Genomic DNA, 20,446 nt, shown 5'->3' with positions numbered 1-20,446 from the left:
CCGGGCCAGATAAGCGTACGCCATCGGGCATGATGACCTTGCCGGATGGCGGCACAAACCGCCTTATCCGGCCTACATACCCCTTACCCTTCGAGATCCGCCAGGTCGCCTTTCTCCTGCAACCAGTTACGACGATCTTCAGAACGCTTCTTGGCCAGCAGCATATCCATTACCGCGTTGGTGCGCTGATCGTCTTCATCATCGATGATGAGCTGCACCAGGCGACGGGTGTTCGGATCCAGCGTGGTTTCGCGCAACTGCATCGGGTTCATTTCACCCAGACCTTTAAAGCGCTGCACGTTCGGCTTGCCTTTCTTGCGCTTTAACTGTTCCAGTACGCCCGCTTTTTCTTCTTCCGTCAGCGCGTAATAGACCTCTTTGCCGAGGTCGATACGGTATAACGGCGGCAGCGCCACGTACACGTGACCGTGTTTCACCAGCGTGCGGAAGTGTTTCACAAACAGTGCGCACAGCAGCGTGGCGATGTGCAGACCATCGGAGTCCGCATCCGCCAGGATACAGATCTTACCGTAACGTAACTGGCTCAGGTCGTCGCTGTCCGGATCGATACCGATCGCCACCGAAATATCGTGAACTTCCTGCGAGGCCAGCACTTCATCGGAAGAGACTTCCCAGGTATTGAGGATCTTACCTTTGAGCGGCATGATCGCCTGATACTCACGATCGCGCGCCTGTTTGGCCGATCCGCCCGCTGAGTCACCTTCGACGAGGAACAGTTCGGTGCGATTGAGATCCTGTGCGGTACAGTCCGCCAGTTTCCCCGGCAGCGCCGGACCGCTGGTCAGCTTTTTACGCACCACTTTTTTCGCCGCGCGCAGACGACGCTGGGCGCTGGAAATCGCCATCTCAGCCAGCAGTTCGGCTGACTGCACGTTCTGGTTCAGCCACAAGCTGAAGGCATCTTTCACCACCCCAGAGACAAATGCCGCGCACTGGCGCGAGGAGAGGCGCTCTTTGGTTTGCCCGGCAAACTGCGGATCCTGCATTTTCACCGACAGCACATAGGCACAGCGATCCCAGATATCTTCCGCCGACAGCTTCACGCCCCGCGGCAGAATATTGCGGTATTCGCAGAACTCGCGCATCGCATCCAGCAGGCCCTGACGCAGACCGTTAACATGCGTACCGCCCTGCATGGTCGGGATCAGGTTTACATAGCTTTCGGTCAGCAGCTCGCCGCCTTCCGGCAGCCAGAGCAGCGCCCAGTCAACGGTCTCCGTCTCACCGCTAAAATTACCGATAAACGGTTTTTCCGGCAGCGTCGGCAGGCCATTCACCGCTTCGCTCAGATAATCATTCAGACCATCCTGGTAGCACCAGCGCTGTTCGCTATTGTTGACCTCATCTTTAAAGGTGATCTCAACACCCGGACACAATACCGCTTTAGCTTTCAGGACGTGCGTTAAGCGCGAAACGGAAAAACGCGGGCTGTCGAAGAAGGTTTCATCCGGCCAGAAGTGCACGCTGGTTCCGGTATTGCGTTTACCGCAGGTCCCGACAACCTGTAAATCCTGCACCTTATCGCCGTTCTCAAACGCGATGTTGTACACCTGCCCGTCGCGACGCACGTTTACTTCCACACGCTTCGACAGAGCGTTGACCACGGAGATACCCACCCCATGCAAGCCACCAGAGAACTGATAGTTTTTATTGGAGAACTTACCACCCGCATGTAAACGGCAGAGGATCAACTCAACCGCCGGAACACCTTCTTCAGGGTGAATGTCTACCGGCATGCCGCGGCCATCATCAATGACCTCCAGAGATTGGTCGGCATGTAAGATCACGTCCACACGTTTTGCGTGGCCCGCCAGTGCTTCATCCACACTGTTATCAATCACTTCCTGCCCAAGGTGGTTCGGACGGGTCGTATCGGTGTACATCCCAGGGCGACGGCGTACCGGCTCAAGCCCAGTGAGTACCTCAATGGCATCAGCGTTATAAGTTTGCGTCATGGTTTAAATAAGCAGTTCGAATTGATCGTCAGAAACTGTGCAGTCCAAGAAAATCGACAATCTGGTTGAAATAATCTTCGAAGCCCGTGAATGCGTGGTTTCCGCCCTCAGTAACTGTCTGGCGGCAGGAGGCGTAATACGCCACCGCCTGGCGGTAGTCCAACACTTCATCGCCCGTTTGTTGGAGCAACCAGATCAAATCCGGCGCTTCCAGCGGGTCAATCTGCATGACTTTAAGATCGTAAATATGGCGTGACTCTAGCACATATTGCTGCCCGGTGTAGGGGTTCTCGTTTTGACCGAGATAGTCGACCAGCAGTTCATAAGGCCGGACCGCCGGGTTCACCACCACCGCTGGCAGCATAAAACATTGTGACAGCCAGGTGGCGTAATAGCCGCCCAACGAGGAACCGACAATCCCCAGCGACTCGCCGCCATGCTCAAGAACGATCGATTCCAGCATCTCTGCGGCCTGAGCAGGATACGGCGGCAGCTGCGGTACAATCATCTCAACGTGCGGATGGTGCTCCGCCAGCCAGCTTTTCAGCAAACATGCCTTCGCCGAACGAGGAGAACTGTTAAATCCATGAAGATAAAGAAGCGTAGACATCAGTAACCTTCTGAAGCGGTATCAGGGTGAAACCGATTACCCTGCAGACGACACACCTGAGTCTGCAACGTACCGTCAGCAAACAGCTCCAGCGTACGCCAGCCGGGGCTGATGGTATCTAACGTGAAATTAGAACAATGCGGCTTAAACTGCACGCAGGTCGATGGCGTCGCCAACAGGCGGCGACCGTTCCAGTCCAGATCCAGTTCCTGATGAATATGCCCACACAGCAGATACTTCACGCGCGGATAGTTCACCAGCACGTTGTCCAGTTCGGCGGCATTGCGCAGACTGTGCTGATCGAGCCAGCTGCAGCCCGCAGGCAGAGGATGATGATGCAGAAGCAGCAAGGTATTGCGTTCAGGCGCATCAGCAAGTTTACGCTCCAGCCATTCGAGCTGAAATTCGCTTAACTCGCCGTGAGGAACGCCAAACACCTGGCTGTCCAGCAACAAGATTTGCCACTGTTCGCCAATGAAGACGCGCTTAGCCGGGGAAATGCCCGCGTCCTGCAGCGAGCTGTACATTGCAGGCTGAAAATCATGGTTACCCGGGAGCCAAACGCAGGGCGCACGAAAACTTGCGATGCCCTCAGCAAAATGCTGATAAGCCGCAGCGGATTGATCCTGCGCCAAATCGCCAGTCGCGACGATCAGATCGAACTCTGGCGACTCAGCATGTATTGCATCCAGTACGGATTGATAGCTGTCCCAGGTATTCACACCCAGCAGCGTTTCATGCTTTTCGGCAAACAGGTGAGTGTCTGTAATTTGTAAGATCCTGACTCTGGCCTCACCAGCCAAAGGAAGGGTTAACAGGCTTTCCAAATGGTGTCCTTAGGTTTCACGACGCTAATAAACCGGAATCGCCATCGCTCCATGTGCTAAACAGTACCGTAACCAGTCGGCCAGAAACTGGTTAATTTGATGCTTTTCGTCGCGTTGATGCAACTTTTTATTTGGATAATCATACCGCGCTTTGAAGCGAAAGATCTGCTGACTTGAACACACTTCAGCGACCCTCGCATCATGATACAGACGCACGGTTAAGGACGGCAGGCTCCAGTAAGTCACAGCCGGTGCCGTTTGTTCGATCGCGACAAGCGTAGTGTATCGGGTCGATTCAACGATCGTTAACCGATATTGTGCGTTTGCCACCTGATAGCTCACTGTTTCGCCGGCTGCGTCATTACGTGGCAACAGGCGGCGCAATTGCGAATAATTGGTTTCGCACAGGCGCATCATTTCAGGGAAGTCAGGTGTGTAACGCTTCATTTTTTCCACTCAGTTTTTAACTCTTGATAGTGCAGCTGTAACCATTGCAAGGCGATGACAGAAGCCGCGTTGTCGATTATCCCCTCTTCTACCCATTGGTAAGCCTGTTCCCGGCTCACCACATGAACACGAATATCTTCGTTTTCATCAGCCAGACCATGAATTCCGCTCGCGGTCGTGGCGTCCACTTCACCCACCATAATCGATGAGCGTTCGCTGGTGCCTCCTGGGCTTGCCAGATAACTCAGCACCGGTTTTACGCGTTTAACGTTAAGCCCGGCTTCTTCCATCGCTTCACGGCGCGCGACATCTTCCACGCTCTCGCCTTCTTCGATCATCCCGGCCACCATTTCCAGTAGCCATGGGCTTGCGCTGGTATCAAACGCCGCGATGCGGATCTGCTCGACCAGCACAACTTCGTCCCGCTCAGGGTCAAAGGGTAGCAAGACTGCCGCGTGTCCGCGCTCAAAAATTTCGCGCTTTACCTCACCGCTCATACCGCCGTTAAACAAGCGATGGCGGAACCGATAAAGATCCAGTGAAAAAAATCCGCGGTATAGCGTTTCTCGTGCAATAATTTCTACATCATTTTTAGTGAAAGTCATTGGCAAGTTGTCTGGTTTACGCATTGTGCTGTCCTGAAACCAATAGTGTTTAAAATGTGAATTTCAAGGTCGTTTGACTGATGTTTCAACGCCCTTGTGTTAAATTGATGCAAATTAACGCCGTATGGCACGTAACGCCAACTTTTTGCAGTGGCGGATTCTGCTAGAATCAGCAAATATTTTTACAATTTGATCAGCGCTAAATACTGCTTCACAACAAGGAATGCAAATGAAGAAATTGCTCCCCATCCTTATCGGCCTGAGCCTGTCGGGGTTCAGTACTCTGAGCCAGGCAGAGAACCTGATGCAGGTTTATCAGCAAGCACGCCTGAGCAACCCGGAATTGCGTAAATCCGCCGCCGATCGCGATGCTGCATTCGAAAAAATTAACGAAGCGCGTAGCCCATTACTGCCGCAACTGGGATTAGGTGCCGATTACACCTACAGCAATGGCTACCGTGATGCAAATGGCGTCAACTCCAACGCCACCAGCGCATCTCTGCAGTTAACTCAGTCCATTTTTGATATGTCAAAATGGCGTGCCCTGACGCTGCAAGAAAAATCAGCGGGCATCCAGGACGTGACCTATCAGACCGATCAGCAAACGCTGATCCTGAATACCGCCACCGCCTATTTTAACGTACTGAACGCAATTGACGTGCTGTCTTACACCCAGGCACAGAAAGATGCGGTTTACCGTCAGTTAGATCAGACCACTCAGCGTTTTAACGTTGGCCTGGTCGCTATCACTGACGTGCAGAACGCCCGTTCACAATACGATACCGTGCTGGCAAACGAAGTTACCGCGCGCAACAATCTGGATAACGCGGTGGAACAACTGCGCCAGGTGACCGGTAACTACTACCCGGAACTGGCTTCGCTGAACGTTGACGGCTTCAAAACCAACAAACCGCAGGCGGTGAACGCACTGCTGAAAGAAGCGGAAAACCGCAACCTGACCTTATTGCAGGCGCGTTTGAGCCAGGATCTGGCGCGTGAACAGATTCGCCTGGCACAGGACGGTCATTTACCGACTCTGGACCTGACCGCATCTACTGGCGTATCTGATACGTCATACAGCGGTTCCAAAACCAACACCTCCCAGTATGACGACAGCAACATGGGCCAGAACAAAATCGGCCTGAGCTTCTCGCTGCCTATCTACCAGGGCGGAATGGTTAACTCGCAGGTGAAACAGGCGCAGTACAACTTTGTTGGCGCAAGCGAACAACTGGAAAGCGCACACCGCAGCGTGGTGCAGACCGTTCGTTCTTCGTTTAACAACATTAATGCGTCCATCAGTAGCATCAACGCGTACAAACAAGCGGTTGTTTCTGCGCAAAGTTCTTTGGATGCGATGGAAGCCGGTTATTCCGTTGGTACACGTACCATCGTGGATGTATTGGATGCCACCACCACGCTGTACAACGCCAAGCAACAGCTGGCTAATGCGCGTTACACCTATCTAATCAATCAGTTAAACGTCAAATCTGCGCTCGGTACGCTGAACGAGCAGGATCTGGTGGCCCTGAACAATACGCTGGGTAAACCGGTATCCACTACCCCGGATACGATCGCCCCGCAAAACGCGCAGCAAGACGCCGCCGCGGATGGTTATACGTCCAACAGCACGACGCCAGCGGCGCAGCCGACAGCCGCACGTACAACCAGCAGCAACGGCACCAACCCGTTCCGTAATTAATGCTGATGACGGGGCTTCGGCCCCGTCTGAACGTAAGACAACGTAAAGATCCGCCCCTTCCTGCGCATTCTCGCCTCTTCCCGCTTCAATTTCGACCAGTCATCCTCTATTCTGAGCAGTATTTACCACTGGGTCCTGGAAGACATATATGAAACGGACAAAATCAATACATCACGCTTCGTTCCGCAAAAGCTGGAGCGCGCGCCATCTGACTCCTGTCGCCCTGGCAGTTACCGCTGTGTTTATGCTCGCGGGCTGTGAAAAGAGCGACGAAACGGTTTCGCTTTATCAAAACGCGGACGACTGCTCAGCAGCGAATCCGGGTAAAAGCGCCGAATGTACCACCGCGTTCAACAATGCGCTGAAAGAAGCGGAACGCACTGCGCCAAAATATGCCACTCGCGAAGACTGTATCGCTGAATTCGGCGAAGGCCAGTGCCAACAAGCACCTGCGCAAGCGGGTATGGCGCCGACCGGCGAAGGCCAGGCTCAGGCGCAGAATCAAAGCAGCGGCAGCTTCTGGATGCCGCTGATGGCAGGCTACATGATGGGCCGACTGATGGGCGGCGGAATGGGCGCTCAGCAGCCGCTGTTCAGCTCGAAAAACCCGGCCAGTCCGGCATACGGCAAGTACACTGACGCCAGCGGTAAAAACTACGGCGCAGCGACGCCGGGCCGCACCATGACCGTGCCGAAAACCGCCATGGCGCCGAAACCGGCCACCACCACTACCGTCACCCGCGGCGGATTTGGCGAATCTGTGGCTAAACAGAGCACCATGCAACGTAGCGCCAGCGGTACCACTACACGTTCAATGGGCGGCTGATGGTCATGGAAAGAGTCAGTATTGTTGAGCGCCCGGACTGGCGCGATAAGGCCACCGAATACGGTTTCAACTTTCACACCATGTACGGCGAGCCGTACTGGTGTGAAGACGCGTACTATAAGCTCACGCTTGCCCAGGTTGAAAAGCTGGAAGAGGTCACCGCAGAGCTGCATCAAATGTGCCTCAAAGTGGTGGAAAAGGTCATCGCCAGCGATGAGCTGATGACAAAATTCCGCATTCCGAAGCATACCTGGGGCTTTGTCCGCCAGTCCTGGCAGACACAGCAACCGTCGCTTTATTCTCGTCTGGATCTGGCGTGGGACGGCACAGGTGAACCCAAGCTGCTGGAAAACAACGCTGATACGCCAACGTCATTGTACGAAGCCGCGTTTTTCCAGTGGATCTGGCTGGAAGATCAGCTCAATGCCGGCAACCTGCCGGAAGGCAGCGATCAGTTCAACAGTCTGCAGGAAAAGCTGATCGAGCGTTTCACCGAACTGCGTGAACAGTATGGTTTTCAACTGCTGCATCTGACCTGCTGTCGTGATACGGTCGAAGATCGCGGTACGATCCAGTACCTGCAGGATTGCGCTGCCGAGGCGGAGATCGCCACTGAATTCCTCTATGTCGAAGATATTGGCCTGGGTGAAAAAGGTCAGTTCACGGATATGCAGGATCAGGTTATTGCAAACCTGTTCAAGCTCTATCCGTGGGAATTCATGCTGCGTGAAATGTTCTCCACTAAGCTTGAAGACGCGGGCGTTCGCTGGCTGGAACCTGCCTGGAAGAGCATCATCTCCAACAAGGCGCTATTACCGCTGTTGTGGGAAATGTTCCCGAATCATCCGAACCTGTTGCCTGCTTATTTCGCCGAAGACGACTATCCGCAGATGGATAAATTCGTCGTTAAGCCAATCTTCTCGCGTGAAGGCGCTAACGTCTCCATCATCGAGAACGGGAAAACGATCGAAGCCGTGGAAGGGCCGTATGGCGAAGAAGGCATGATCGTGCAGCAGTTCCATCAGCTACCGAAATTTGGCGACAGCTATATGCTGATTGGCAGCTGGCTGATCAACGATCAACCCGCAGGCATCGGCATTCGTGAAGACAGAGCGTTGATCACTCAGGATCTCTCGCGCTTCTATCCGCATATTTTTGTCGAATAATCGTTGTGCCGGATGGCGACTCCGCTTTGCCCGGCCTACGGCATGAACCGTAGGCCCGATAAGCGCAACGCCATCGGGCATTAATTACCCTACCTGCACCGACAGCATACTCAAACTGCCCATCTCAATACCGTCAACCGGGATCGTCACCGGTTCCATACCGTCCCATGCGCCCAAAACGTACAACAGCGGCAGATAGTGATCCGGCGTCGGGTTCGATAACGATCCACCTTCATGATCGAGGTAGTTGACCAGCGGGTGCTGTTCAACCGGTCCCTGCCATGTCAGGTTGGCCTTCACATAATCGTTGAATGAGGTCGCCCACGGGTATGGCGTGTTCTCACCGTGCCAACGCGCAGTACGCAGGTTGTGTACCACATTACCGCTGGCCACCAGCATAATGCCTTCATCACGCAACGCCGCCAGTTTGCGCCCCATCTCAAAATGCCAGGCCGCGGGTTTGGTACTGTCGACGCTCAGCTGCACCATCGGAATGTCCGCATTCGGATACATCTTGATCAGCACGCCCCATGAGCCGTGGTCAAAGCCCCACGCTTCCTGGTCTAAGGTCACTGGCACCGGAGCAAGCACGTCAACCAGTTGCTGAGCCAGTTCCGGTGAACCCGGGGCCGGGTAATGCGTGTCATACAGCGCCTGTGGAAAACCGCCAAAATCGTGGATTGTTTTTGGCGCTTCCATCGCCGTCACACCTGTTCCACGAGTGAACCAATGCGCCGACACCACCACAATGGCTTTCGGACGCGGCAACGTTTCCCCCAGTTGCTGCCAGGCACGGGTATAAACGTTATCTTCCAGAACATTCATCGGGCTACCGTGGCCCAAAAACAATGCTGGCATACGAGCTGAAGACATGATGATATCCTTACTGAGGGAGTCATTTTGATACCATCACAATACGCTTTTTCGGTTGATGAAGAACTCAGATAACCATGATGAAGATCATCAGTTATTTTGACGATCTGGCCCGAACAGCAGATTGATAAGGAGTTAGATTTGTCGATGTCAGTACCTTTACTTCTGACTTTACTGGCAGGCGCCGCCACGTTTATTGGCGCATTTCTCGGCGTGCTGGGGCAAAAACCCTCTAACCGCGTTCTTGCCTTTTCTTTAGGTTTCGCTGCCGGAATTATGTTACTGATATCCCTTATGGAGATGCTGCCCGCTGCGCTGGCCGCTGACGGCATGTCGCCGGTGTTGGGCTACGGGATGTTTATTGTGGGCTTGCTGGGCTACTTTGGCCTCGATCGTATACTGCCGCATGCTCACCCCCAGGATCTGGTGCAAAAAACCACGCAGCCTTTACCCGGTTCCATCCGGCGTACCGCGATTTTATTGACACTCGGCATTAGCCTGCACAACTTCCCGGAAGGAATTGCGACATTTGTTACCGCCAGCAGCAACCTCGAACTGGGCTTTGGTATTGCCCTTGCCGTCGCATTACACAATATTCCTGAAGGATTAGCCGTGGCGGGTCCGGTTTATGCGGCTACGGGATCTAAACGCACCGCGATATTCTGGGCCGGGATTTCGGGCATGGCAGAAATATTGGGCGGCGTACTGGCGTGGTTAATTCTCGGTAGTCTGATTTCGCCGGTAGTGATGGCGGCGATAATGGCGGCCGTCGCAGGTATTATGGTCGCGCTGTCCGTCGATGAATTGATGCCATTGGCAAAAGAGATCGATCCCAATAATAATCCCAGCTATGGGGTATTGTGCGGAATGTCGGTGATGGGGTTAAGTCTCGTCATTCTCCAGTCCATGGGAATCGGATAATCCAGAGGGCGGATGCCACCCTGCAAGTTTAACAGCATCCGCTCATCCATAGCAGAACGCGAAGGACTATTCCTGTCCCTTAACCGTGCCGTTATCTTCGCCAGATCGACGAAAGAGTTTGTTACGCGCCTCAAGCAGCGCATCTCTGTCCTGGCGGAACGCACGACAATAACGCTTCATATGACAATAATAACCCACCGCAACGAGTGCAATTAATACAATCCAATACCAGGCAATAAACATTCTTTTACCCTTAATATTTAACATCATTAAACATTTAACGTTAAAAATTTACACTACCTTATTCTGACCTACCCCTATAGTGGCATAACACAGAAACAAATATATGATTTCGATCATATAACCCAACTGTGCAGAGAATGACAAAACGTGTATTAAAAATAAAACAATGTAGAAACAAGCCTGTTTCTAAATAATATTTATTATTCTATAAATATCCTCAGCTCACTTAAGACAAAGTGATAAAATCGCTAACCCCTGATAATTCATCTCTTTCCCGGCCAATAAACAGGATTATTTAAACTCCACTTTCGGCAATACCATTTAATTGCGGAACATTTTAAATATAAGCAGGCCTCGATAACAAAAAACCGAAGCCAGAAAACTGACTTCGGTTTTTTTATCCCTGGCACGACAAGCGTGGTAGTGAGCAATTAGCTGGCTTTACGCTCATGCGCCTGACGGTAAGCCACCAGGTCTTCGATAGTGACCACAGCCATATTGTGCTTGCCGGCAAATTCGATGCACTCCGGCGCGCGCGCCATGGTGCCATCGTCATTGGTCAGTTCGCACAGCACACCGGCTGGTTTAAAGCCTGCCAGCGTCATCAGATCGATGGTGGCTTCAGTGTGACCGCCGCGAGTCAACACACCGCCTGCCTGAGCGCGCAGCGGGAAAACGTGTCCCGGGCGGTTCAGATCGGAAGGTTTTGCGCCATCCTTAATTGCCGCACGTACCGTAGTGACACGGTCTGCCGCGGAAACGCCGGTGGTCACGCCTTCTGCGGCTTCAATGGTCACGGTAAAACCGGTACCGTAAGCACTGGTGTTATTTTCCACCATCATTGGCAGATCGAGCTGTTTGCGTCGGTCTTCAGTGATGCACAGGCAAACAATACCGCTGCCGTGACGGATGGTCAGCGCCATCTGTTCAACGGTCATGGTCTCTGCCGGGAAAACCATATCGCCTTCGTTTTCACGATCTTCGTCGTCAAGCACCATTACACCGCGTCCTTCACGCAGCGCAGACAGCGCATGTTCAACACGTTCGAAAGGCGTACCAAAAGAGGAAAGTAGCGTCTGATTCATGGTAAAAAAACCTCACTAAAATTATGGTTACCAGAATCAGGGCAGTCTTAGGAGTACCGTCTAAGCGGCAAAAAAATAACGTGAGCGGGTCCATGCCCGACTGGATCGTTACTCTCTCCCATCCGGACTCTAACCGTCGGCCCCGGAATTACACCGGATCTGCTGACCTTTGAGTTTGCACCCAAAGCGCTCGCGGGCTTTCAGCATTAAGCTGATTTACCGCCGGTGGGGAATTTCGCCCCGCCCTGAGAATAAGCGGGTTAACTATAACGCTATTGATTACCTTCATCAACGCCTTTACTCGACTTAGCTTCACACAATTCTGGTTTATGCCTGCGCCCATTCGCACTACAATAAGCAGCAACACGTACCAGTTCAGGGAAACCACAATGATTGACCCGAAAAAAATTGAGCAGATTGCTCGTCAGGTTCACGAGTCGATGCCGAAAGGGATCCGGGAGTTTGGGGAAGACGTCGAGAAGAAAATTCGTCAAACGCTGCAGTCACAACTGACCCGTCTGGACCTGGTAAGCCGTGAAGAGTTTGATGTGCAGACTCAGGTTTTGCTGCGTACCCGTGAAAAGTTGGCGCTGCTTGAACAACGCCTGACTGAGCTGGAAGCGCGTGAAAAAACGGCAGAAGTTAAGCCTGCCCCTGCGATCCCCTCAGTCGATCCGCAAGAGTAAAAACGACAACGGGCCGCAAGGCCCGTTTTTCTGTTAGTGTTCCAGTTCGAGTTTCTTCGCCTCTGTCGCCTGCTGGCAGTACAGCGCATAACGTTTACAAAACCAGCTACGATGTTCCTCATCCATATTGCCCGTGACGGCCTGGATATCAACAGGGTGGCCCTCAGCCTGCATCCTGGCAAAACTGCGGGCCAGGAAATCGAAATTGTTCATTGAATACATGTTGCTGTGCATGAGCATACCCTCCAGTTATTGAATATCTGCTAAGGCCATATGCTTTTTCTGATTTCAGTATTTCCCTATACGCGAAATGGTTTTGTACATAATGTGCGCAAATTTATAGCCCAGGCTCACACTTTCCTATGAAACCTACGCCTCGTGCGAAGAGTGAAAAGATGCTGTAGCAAAACGCGACAATCGCCGCCTTTGAGACAGAGCGTCATCGTAAAGCTGAACCGCTGAAAAACAGTCCACAGCCTGTTGAAAAAACCACTGAAGAATAAGAAACAGAAATGCCGGATGGCAACGCTCACGCGTTTTATCCGGCCCACAACCTCGTAGGTCGAATAAGGTGTTTCCACCGCCATCCGGCAAACTTCCAGGCGATTATTTATCGCTGTCTTTTTGGATCTTTTTGATGATATTAGTCGTTGAGCAGCCGTCTTCGAAGTTCAGCACCAGCACTTCACCGCCGTTCGCCCACACCTCTTTGCTGCCCGCAATATCTTCCGGCTTATAATCGCCGCCTTTTACCAGCAGATCCGGCAAGATGCCCGCAATCAGACGCTGCGGTGTATCTTCTTCAAAAGAGACCACCCAGTCGACGGCCTCCAGCGCGCCCAGTACGATCATCCGCTGTTCCAGCGGGTTGACCGGACGCGTTTCGCCTTTCAGACGTTTGGTCGAAGCATCGCTGTTTACCGCTACGATCAAGCGATCGCCCAGCTTGCGCGCGTTTGCCAGATAGGAGACGTGCCCCGCATGCAAAATGTCGAACACCCCGTTGGTCATTACCACTTTCTCACCGCGCTTGCGGGCGCTGGCAACGGCCTGTTTCAGCTCAGATTCGCTCATCACGCCAAAACCAGTATCTGCCCGACCGCGCACGGCGTTTTCCAGTTCAATGGGAGAAACGGTTGAAGTCCCCAGTTTACCTACGACAACACCGGCTGCGGCGTTAGCAAAGTAGCACGCTTCTTCCAGAGAGTTACCCGCCGCCAGCGTCGCCGCCAGCACGCCAATAACCGTATCGCCCGCGCCGGTCACGTCATACACTTCCTGCGCCTGAGTCGGCATATGCAGCGGTGCTTTGCCCGGTTGCAGCAGCGTCATCCCCTGCTCGGAACGCGTGATTAGCAAAGAGGAAAGGTCGAAATCAGCAATCAATTTCATGCCGCGTTCCACCAGCTCATCTTCGCTTTTGCACTTACCAACAACCGCTTCAAACTCAGACAGATTCGGCGTCAGCAGCGTAGCGCCACGGTAGCGTTCAAAATCGGTTCCTTTCGGATCGATAAGCACCGGAACTCCGGCCTTACGCGCCAGCGCAATCATCTGCTGCACGCTTGCCAGCGCGCCTTTGGCGTAATCAGAGAGCACCAGCGCGCCGATAGAACCCAGCGCCTGATTAATACGCTCGTGCAACGGCTGCGGATCCACACCTTCAAAACCTTCTTCGAAATCCAGGCGAATCAGTTGCTGGTTACGGGAAAGTACGCGCAGTTTGGTAATCGTCGGATGGGTTGGTACGGAGACGAAATCACATTTTACGTTCACATCCGCCAGCGTTTTGCTCAGCGCACGCGCCGCGTCGTCAATACCAGTCAGGCCCACCAGACGCGAATTCGCTCCCAGGGAGGCAATGTTCATCGCCACGTTTGCTGCGCCACCGGGACGTTCTTCGATGGTATCCACTTTCACCACCGGAACCGGCGCTTCAGGCGAAATACGGCTGGTAGGACCGTACCAGTAGCGATCCAGCATCACATCACCGACAACCATGACTCCTGCACGTTCAAACTCTGGCAGCGTTACTTTCATTCCTGTCTCCTGAGAGATTCTCTGAGGGTCTTAAAATTTGCGCGCGATAATAGCACACTTCACTCGGCAACCAGCCACTTCTGCCAGCTGTCGCGCACCAGCGTACGTTCAGCCTCAAAGCACTCTGGCGCCACATGGCCCGGAAGCTCCTGCAAGGCAAGATGGTGAAGTTCATCACGCAGCGTCGTATAAGCATGGGTAAGCGCCAGCGCCTCCTGCTCTTCCATAATGTCATTTTGCGCCAGTAATTCCAGAATGCGCACGTTATCCGACCAACGCGTCAGCTTCGGTTTTTCATGGGCATAGCGCAGCACCAGGTATTGCGTAATGAACTCAATATCGGTAATGCCGCCTTCGTCCGCTTTGATATCAAAACGATCGCGATGCTTATTGCCCAAATGAGCACGCATTTTCTCACGCATTTCGCGCACCTCGGTTTGCAAGGTTTTTCCGTCGCGGACGAGGGTCATGATATCGCGACGCACCGCGTCAAACTGAGAGGTCAACTGGGGGTCACCGTATACTACGCGCGCGCGCACCAGCGCCTGATGTTCCCATGTCCAGGCTTCGTTACGCTGGTAATCGGCGAAAGCATCCGCTGATGTTACCAGCATCCCCGCCGCACCGGACGGACGCAGCCGCGCATCCACTTCATACAAAATACCGGAGGAGGTACGGGTACTGAAAAGGTGCATAATGCGCTGCGCAAGACGCAGATAGAACTGTCGCCCGTCAATCTCACGTTCGCCATCCGTCATTACATCCATCGGACAATCGTGCAGGAAGATCAGATCGAGATCCGAGCTGTAACCCAGCTCCCAGCCGCCCAGCTTGCCATAGCCGACCACGGCAAAACCGCGTCCCTCGCGATCGCCAAGATGGGTGGGTTGCCCGTAGCGAGCGACCATCTGCGTCCACGCCTGCTGGACTACCGCATCAATCATAGCTTCCGCCAGCCAGGTTAAGTGGTCGCTCACCTTCATCACCGGCAGCGTTCCGGCGATATCAGCCGCGGCAATACGCAACAGCTGCGTTTGCTTAAACTGGCGCAGCGCTTCCAGTTGTTGCTCTTCGTCATCTTCCGGCACGCGCAGTAAATACTGGCGCAGCTCATCACGGTAGGCATCTGTCGCCGTGGGTTGATACAGCGTGTTCGGATCCAATAGCTCGTCGAGCAACAGCGGATACCGCGCCAGCTGGCTGGCGACCATCGGCGAGGCGGCACAGAGTGAAATCAGGTGTTTGAGCGCGCCGGGAAATTCGCTCAGCAGCTCCAGATAGGTTGTACGGGTGACAATGCCCACCAGCAGCGGCGTAATGCGCGATAGCGGAACTGAGGCGTCGTCATGCGAACAGACATCGCTCAGGAGATGCGGCATTAGATGATCCAGCACCTGGCGTCCGCGTGGGCCAATGGTGCGTTTATCCAGCTCTTTGCGGAAATCCGCGATCAGCGACAGGACGCGTCGCCGATCGTCATCCGCCAGATGCGTCAGCACCGGCGTGGTGTCATCTTCCTCTAAGGCGTCCTGCCACAGTTCGCGCCACTGTTCTGACAGCGACTCCTCCTGTGTTTCGGCTTCGTCATCGCCAATTAGTTCGTTAAATACCCGTCGCACACTGTGCATATGGCTCGCCAGCACATCGGTCAACTGCTGCCAGTCATCAACGTTCATTCCCCACGCCAGCCGCGCACGATTCAGTTCATCGCCCGGCAGCGTCTGGGTCTGTTCATCATTGATGCTTTGCAGCAGGTTTTCCAGACGGCGTAAATAGAGATAGGCGGCGCGCAGTTGCTCCGCATCGGTGTCTGGCAACAGGTTTAACGCATTGATGGCGCTCAGCGTCGGTAACAGTGAGCGGGATTGCAGCGACGGCTCGCGTCCGCCGCGAATAAGCTGGAATACCTGCACGATAAATTCGATTTCACGAATACCGCCCGCCCCCAGCTTAATGTTGTCCTTCAGTCCGCGACGGCGCACTTCACGGGCAATCATCCCTTTCATGTTACGCAGAGACTGGATCACGCTGAAATCGATATAACGACGGAAGACAAACGGTCGCAGCATGGCGCGGAGTTCATTGACGTAAGTGCCATCGGCATCGCCCATAATGCGGGCTTTGACCATTGCATAACGTTCCCAGTCGCGGCCTTGTTCCTGGTAATAATCCTCCAGCGCGGAGAAGCTCAGCACCAGTGGACCACTGTCGCCAAATGGGCGCAGGCGCATGTCCACCCGATAAACAAAGCCATCCATTGTGGGCTGATCCAGGACCTTGATGAGCCGCTGGCCCATACGGGTAAAGAACTGCGCGTTATCCAGCTCGCGTCGCCCGCCCTGCGTACTGCCGTGCTCCGGCCAGGCAAAAATCAGGTCGATATCGGAGGAAAAATTCAGCTCGCCGCCGCCCAGTTTCCCCATGCCTAAAATCAGCAGCGGTTGCGCAACACCTTCAGGATTACAAGGCGTTCCCCATTCTCGACAGCAGGCGGCGTATAACCAGTCACGCGCGGCAACGATCAGCGTTTCAGCCAGATGGCTTAGCTGCTGCAAGATACTCTCTTCCGTCACCAGCGACAGCGTCTGCGCCCACGCGATACGCACCATAATGCGACGGCGAAACAGGCGTAGCTCACGCATCAGCGTGTTTTCATCGCTGACGTCGGTCAACGCCTGCTGTAACCAGGCGGCATAGTGTCGCCATTCGTCGGCCTGAGGCGCTGCGCTTTCCAGCTCGACCAGCCATTCAGGATGGGCAATAAGGCTGTCGCGAACAAAATCACTGAATGTAAGCACTGACTTCGCCTGCACGCTAAGCGAGGACTCAGATATTGCTGTTGGCAGCCGCTCAACAACGGTCGGCCAGTACTGCTGTAACGGTGAAGAGAGCTGCTTCATTTATGAGTTATCCTTTGAATAGCGCCAGATGGCGGCCTCAGTCCTGATTATCGTTTTCCGCTGTGCAGCCAGAACGGTTCCAGCGCGATTGCCTCATTGCGGTAGTGTTCAATTTCAATATATTGGTTGGCCGCAATGGCGTGACGCAGCCCCTGCCAGTTGGCGATCCATTCCGAGGCGACATTTTCCTCATAATATCCAGCCAGCATCAGCATGCTATCAATGTTGCGCGTCAGGCGTGGAAGCTGATCGGCATAGCGATCGCCCAGCGGCTGAGCAAAAGCGGTTTTCAGTTCGGCGGCATGGCGCGAGAGATGAATATCTGAGAAACGCTTAAAGGAGTCGGCAATTTTACCCTGCGCCTTCGCATCAAGGAACGGCTGCCATCCTTTGGTTACCAGCCATTCGGTCAGCGCCAGTTTTGCCATCGCCGTTTGTGTGCTGTAAACCGCCGAAACGGCAGAAACGTCCGACGCCATGATTGCTTCCGACTGGGTCAGCAAATCACGTAAGTGAGCGCTCGCTTTTCGTGGCACATTACCGCCAAACAGCATCAGAATGTGGCGCACCAGGTCCATTGCCGCCAGTACCTCGGATTTCGCCCCCTTGACGCCGCGTACCCACAGCTCTTCATGGTACTGCCACTGGGATAATGCCAGCTCCAGCGCCGCTTCCAGACCTTGCTCGATGCTCGCCTTCGCCGGAACCCGCAAAATGCGCGTCGGTTTGAGTTCACGCGGCGCATTCCCCTGAGCCAAATGATAGCCACGCGCCGCTTTGCTCAGGCTGCCCTGACGTAAACCGGTTTGCGAAACCAGCTGATTTGCCAGCTTCAATACCGCACGGGTATCGCCGCTTAGCAGTTCCAGTTCAAGCTCACAGATAGGCTCAGCAAACTCGCCCGCTTTCACTTCCCCAAGGTCGAGGGCTATCTCAATCCGGCTACCGTCAACATCAAGGCACCATTTTTCACGGTAAAAATCGGTGCTAAACAGCGGCTGCACCTGAGAAGCGAGTTCCGTGGGTAGCTTGCCATCAGGCCAGACTTCAGCGGGAAACAGGGCGAGATCCAGCTCAGGCGTGCTCAGCGCAACGTTATATTCTGGTCGCTGATGCAGACCGCCCGTTACCCGTCCGGCAATTTTCATGGTCATTTCATAACGACCGTTTTCCCCGCGAATACGCAGGCCCATATCGTGACCACGCAACCAGGCATCCGGCGTTTCGTAGTAGATATTCAGCAACTGGCTGGGCGCGTGATGCTCTCCTCCCAGCGTATTCAGACGCTCACGTAGCACATCTACAGCATCACTATTGACGATAAATTTTAATTCGATTTCCTGGGCCATGGTCTTGTACTTATGGGTTATGTCACAGTTGAGAAAACTGACTGCGAACTAAGTTCGTTCTTAATGGTCAAGTAGATAGTATTTTGCGCCAAATTGCCATGCAACGAGCAATTTGACGGGCGTAAAAGTTTCGGGTGGTGGCAAAAAGGACACAGATGATTCCGATTGATGTCGAATGCTTTGCGTAGAGACACTGATGCCACTACTATCGTTCCACTTTCTATGACAATAACGACAGCCTGATGCCAAAATTACGCCTGATTGGATTAACTTTACTCGCACTTAGCGCTACTGCAGTCTCACATGCCGAAGAAAAGCGCTATGTCTCTGACGAACTGAACACCTGGGTCCGCAGCGGTCCGGGAGATAATTATCGCCTCGTGGGTACGGTTAACGCCGGCGAGGAAGTCACGCTATTACAGACCGATGCCAACACCAACTACGCCCAGGTGAAAGACAGCACCGGACGTACCGCCTGGATCCCACTGAAAGAGCTGAACAGTACGCCAAGCCTGCGTACCCGCGTTCCCGATCTGGAAAACCAGGTTAAGACGCTGACAGATAAGCTTAATAATATCGATACTACGTGGAATCAGCGCACCGCCGATATGCAGCAAAAAGTGGCGCAAAGCGACAGCGTGATCGACGGGCTGAAACAAGAAAATCAGAAGCTGAAAAACGAACTTATCGTGGCGCAAAAGAAGGTGAGCGCAGCCAACCTGCAGCTTGATGACAAACAGCGCACCATCATCATGCAGTGGTTTATGTACGGCGGCGGCGTGCTGGGTCTTGGTCTGCTGCTCGGCCTGGTTCTGCCGCACATGATCCCAAGCCGTAAACGCAAAGATCGCTGGATGAACTGAATCGCCTTCTCCGCCACACTGACATATGATTAAGGGATGATTTTTTTCAAAAGGAAAGTGGCGTGAAGATTTATCTGGTCGGTGGTGCTGTTCGGGATGCGTTAATAGGGCTACCGGTTAAAGATAAAGATTGGGTCGTTGTCGGCGCCACGCCACAAGAAATGCTCGATGCGGGCTACCAGCAGGTAGGCCGCGATTTTCCCGTGTTTCTGCATCCGCAAACCCGGGAAGAGTATGCGCTGGCGCGAACCGAGCGTAAATCAGGCTCGGGGTATACCGGATTCACCTGTTACGCCGCGCCGGATGTAACGCTGGAGGACGATCTTCAACGTCGCGACCTGACCATCAACGCAATGGCCCGCGATGACGACGGGACGATTATCGACCCGTATAACGGACGCAGCGATCTGCAAAACCGTCTGCTGCGCCATGTTTCTCCCGCCTTTAGCGAAGATCCGCTGCGCGTACTGCGCGTGGCGCGCTTTGCTGCCCGCTATGCGCACCTCGGTTTTCGTATCGCTGACGAAACCATGACATTGATGCGCGACATGACCGCTGCCGGTGAACTGGAACATCTGACGTCAGAGCGGGTGTGGAAAGAAACGGAAAACGCCTTAACTACCCGTAATCCCCAGGTGTTCTTTCAGGTTCTGCGCGACTGCGGTGCGCTGCGCGTTCTGTTTCCTGAAGTTGATGCCCTGTTCGGCGTTCCAGCGCCCGCGAAGTGGCACCCGGAAATCGATACCGGTATTCACACCCTGATGACGCTGTCGATGGCCGCCATGTTAAGCCCCGAGGTCGACGTGCGCTTTGCCACGTTATGCCACGATCTTGGCAAAGCATTAACGCCTAAAGCGCTGTGGCCACGCCATCACGGTCATGGTCCGGCGGGCGTCAAGTTGGTCGAGCAACTGTGTCAACGCCTGCGCGTACCAAATGACATCCGTGATTTAGCCAAACTGGTGGCTGAGTTCCACGATCTCATTCATACCTTCCCAATCCTGCAGCCAAAAACCATCGTTAAGCTGTTTGATTCCATCGATGCCTGGCGTAAACCACAGCGCGTGGAGCAAATCGCTCTGACCAGCGAGGCAGACGTGCGTGGGCGTACCGGCTTTGAAGCGGCGGATTATCCGCAAGGCAGGCTGTTGCGTGAAGCCTGGCAGGTTGCGCAGGCGGTGCCAACGAAAGACGTCGTTGAGGCAGGATTCAAAGGTCAGGCGATTCGCGAGGAATTGACCCGTCGTCGTATTGCGGCGGTGGCCACCTGGAAGCAAGAAAAGGCGATCGGTTAAAAAAACTTGCCCCTGTAAAGGGGCAAGTTGAG

19 protein-coding genes and 1 riboswitch are annotated in these 20,446 nt (G+C 53.9%); of the genes, 7 read left to right on the top strand and 12 right to left on the bottom strand.

Going from position 1 to position 20,446, the window contains the following annotated elements; genetic code table 11:
* Positions 1-83: 83 nt before the first annotated feature.
* The 5 genes from parE to nudF are packed head-to-tail and all read right to left on the bottom strand — an operon-like array spanning position 84 to position 4,489.
* Positions 84-1,976: a DNA topoisomerase IV subunit B gene (gene parE, locus AC534G_RS03710; protein ID WP_005123094.1), complete on the bottom strand. Its 1,893-nt coding sequence runs from the start codon at positions 1,974-1,976 to the stop codon at positions 84-86.
* A 28-nt stretch (positions 1,977-2,004) separates the two neighbouring features.
* Positions 2,005-2,586: an esterase YqiA gene (gene yqiA / locus AC534G_RS03705; RefSeq protein ID WP_038633915.1), complete on the bottom strand. Its 582-nt coding sequence runs from the start codon at positions 2,584-2,586 to the stop codon at positions 2,005-2,007.
* Entirely contained in the window at positions 2,586-3,413 is an 828-nt protein-coding gene (gene cpdA / locus AC534G_RS03700; protein WP_069324348.1) for a 3',5'-cyclic-AMP phosphodiesterase, read from the bottom strand. The genes yqiA and cpdA overlap by 1 nt, the downstream gene beginning before the upstream one ends.
* A 24-nt stretch (positions 3,414-3,437) precedes the next feature.
* Positions 3,438-3,860: a DUF1249 family protein gene (locus tag AC534G_RS03695; protein WP_003024582.1), complete on the bottom strand. Its 423-nt coding sequence runs from the start codon at positions 3,858-3,860 to the stop codon at positions 3,438-3,440.
* On the bottom strand, positions 3,857-4,489 hold the full coding sequence (gene nudF / locus AC534G_RS03690) for an ADP-ribose diphosphatase (protein WP_038633920.1): 633 nt from the start codon (positions 4,487-4,489) through the stop codon (positions 3,857-3,859). Before nudF ends, AC534G_RS03695 begins: the two co-directional genes overlap by 4 nt.
* Positions 4,490-4,688: 199 nt before the next feature.
* On the opposite strand from nudF, the gene tolC reads away from it, so the two are divergent.
* From tolC to AC534G_RS03675, 3 genes are all read left to right on the top strand, one after another.
* A complete protein-coding gene (gene tolC, locus AC534G_RS03685) occupies positions 4,689-6,167 on the top strand; it encodes an outer membrane channel protein TolC (RefSeq protein ID WP_110496816.1) in 1,479 nt (492 codons plus the stop codon).
* A gap of 148 nt (positions 6,168-6,315) precedes the next feature.
* Positions 6,316-6,993, top strand: a complete 678-nt coding sequence (locus AC534G_RS03680; RefSeq protein ID WP_006688037.1) for a DUF1190 family protein — start codon at positions 6,316-6,318, stop codon at positions 6,991-6,993.
* A 5-nt stretch (positions 6,994-6,998) separates the two neighbouring features.
* On the top strand, positions 6,999-8,159 hold the full coding sequence (locus AC534G_RS03675; RefSeq protein WP_038642878.1) for a glutathionylspermidine synthase family protein: 1,161 nt from the start codon (positions 6,999-7,001) through the stop codon (positions 8,157-8,159).
* Positions 8,160-8,243: 84 nt separating this feature from the next.
* Here the strand turns inward: AC534G_RS03675 and ygiD are convergent, their stop codons facing one another.
* The gene (gene ygiD, locus AC534G_RS03670; RefSeq protein WP_110496814.1) at positions 8,244-9,032 is read right to left on the bottom strand and encodes a 4,5-DOPA-extradiol-dioxygenase; all 789 of its coding nucleotides are present in this window, start codon (positions 9,030-9,032) and stop codon (positions 8,244-8,246) included.
* Positions 9,033-9,179: 147 nt separating this feature from the next.
* Here ygiD and zupT point away from each other — a divergent pair, with 147 nt between their 5' ends.
* Entirely contained in the window at positions 9,180-9,953 is a 774-nt protein-coding gene (zupT, locus tag AC534G_RS03665) for a zinc transporter ZupT (RefSeq protein ID WP_038633928.1), read from the top strand.
* 66 nt (positions 9,954-10,019) lie between these two features.
* Here zupT and AC534G_RS03660 read toward each other — a convergent pair whose 3' ends face one another.
* The gene (locus AC534G_RS03660) at positions 10,020-10,196 is read right to left on the bottom strand and encodes a hypothetical protein (protein ID WP_069324349.1); all 177 of its coding nucleotides are present in this window, start codon (positions 10,194-10,196) and stop codon (positions 10,020-10,022) included.
* A 431-nt stretch (positions 10,197-10,627) separates the two neighbouring features.
* A complete protein-coding gene (gene ribB / locus AC534G_RS03655) occupies positions 10,628-11,281 on the bottom strand; it encodes a 3,4-dihydroxy-2-butanone-4-phosphate synthase (RefSeq protein WP_038633931.1) in 654 nt (217 codons plus the stop codon).
* A gap of 106 nt (positions 11,282-11,387) precedes the next feature.
* Positions 11,388-11,538: riboswitch (FMN riboswitch) on the bottom strand.
* Between the two features lie 132 nt (positions 11,539-11,670).
* On the opposite strand from ribB, the gene ubiK reads away from it, so the two are divergent.
* Positions 11,671-11,967 carry a ubiquinone biosynthesis accessory factor UbiK gene (ubiK, locus tag AC534G_RS03650; RefSeq protein ID WP_038633935.1) on the top strand — a complete coding sequence of 99 codons (297 nt, stop codon included), beginning with the start codon at positions 11,671-11,673 and terminating at the stop codon, positions 11,965-11,967.
* A 33-nt stretch (positions 11,968-12,000) separates the two neighbouring features.
* On the opposite strand, the gene glgS is transcribed toward ubiK, so the two are convergent.
* The 4 genes from glgS to AC534G_RS03630 form a co-directional block, all read right to left on the bottom strand.
* Entirely contained in the window at positions 12,001-12,207 is a 207-nt protein-coding gene (gene glgS, locus AC534G_RS03645) for a cell surface composition regulator GlgS (RefSeq protein ID WP_087856824.1), read from the bottom strand.
* Positions 12,208-12,573: 366 nt separating this feature from the next.
* Positions 12,574-14,007 (bottom strand): bifunctional D-glycero-beta-D-manno-heptose-7-phosphate kinase/D-glycero-beta-D-manno-heptose 1-phosphate adenylyltransferase HldE, encoded by a 1,434-nt coding sequence (gene hldE, locus AC534G_RS03640; RefSeq protein ID WP_038633941.1) that lies wholly within the window; start codon positions 14,005-14,007, stop codon positions 12,574-12,576.
* 59 nt (positions 14,008-14,066) lie between these two features.
* A complete protein-coding gene (gene glnE / locus AC534G_RS03635) occupies positions 14,067-16,907 on the bottom strand; it encodes a bifunctional [glutamate--ammonia ligase]-adenylyl-L-tyrosine phosphorylase/[glutamate--ammonia-ligase] adenylyltransferase (protein ID WP_110496812.1) in 2,841 nt (946 codons plus the stop codon).
* Positions 16,908-16,954: 47 nt separating this feature from the next.
* Positions 16,955-18,256 carry a CYTH domain-containing protein gene (locus AC534G_RS03630; RefSeq protein WP_110496810.1) on the bottom strand — a complete coding sequence of 434 codons (1,302 nt, stop codon included), beginning with the start codon at positions 18,254-18,256 and terminating at the stop codon, positions 16,955-16,957.
* Between the two features lie 242 nt (positions 18,257-18,498).
* Here AC534G_RS03630 and AC534G_RS03625 point away from each other — a divergent pair, with 242 nt between their 5' ends.
* Both AC534G_RS03625 and AC534G_RS03620 read left to right on the top strand, forming a co-directional pair.
* Positions 18,499-19,119, top strand: coding sequence for a TIGR04211 family SH3 domain-containing protein (locus AC534G_RS03625; protein ID WP_048232822.1), 621 nt, complete (start codon positions 18,499-18,501; stop codon positions 19,117-19,119).
* A 62-nt stretch (positions 19,120-19,181) separates the two neighbouring features.
* A complete protein-coding gene (locus AC534G_RS03620; RefSeq protein ID WP_110496808.1) occupies positions 19,182-20,414 on the top strand; it encodes a multifunctional CCA addition/repair protein in 1,233 nt (410 codons plus the stop codon).
* Positions 20,415-20,446: the final 32 nt, after the last annotated feature.

This window comes from Citrobacter sp. CRE-46 (genome assembly GCF_059615875.1).
Note: the sequence above shows the minus strand (reverse complement) of the source record. Positions and strands in the feature narration are given on the sequence as shown.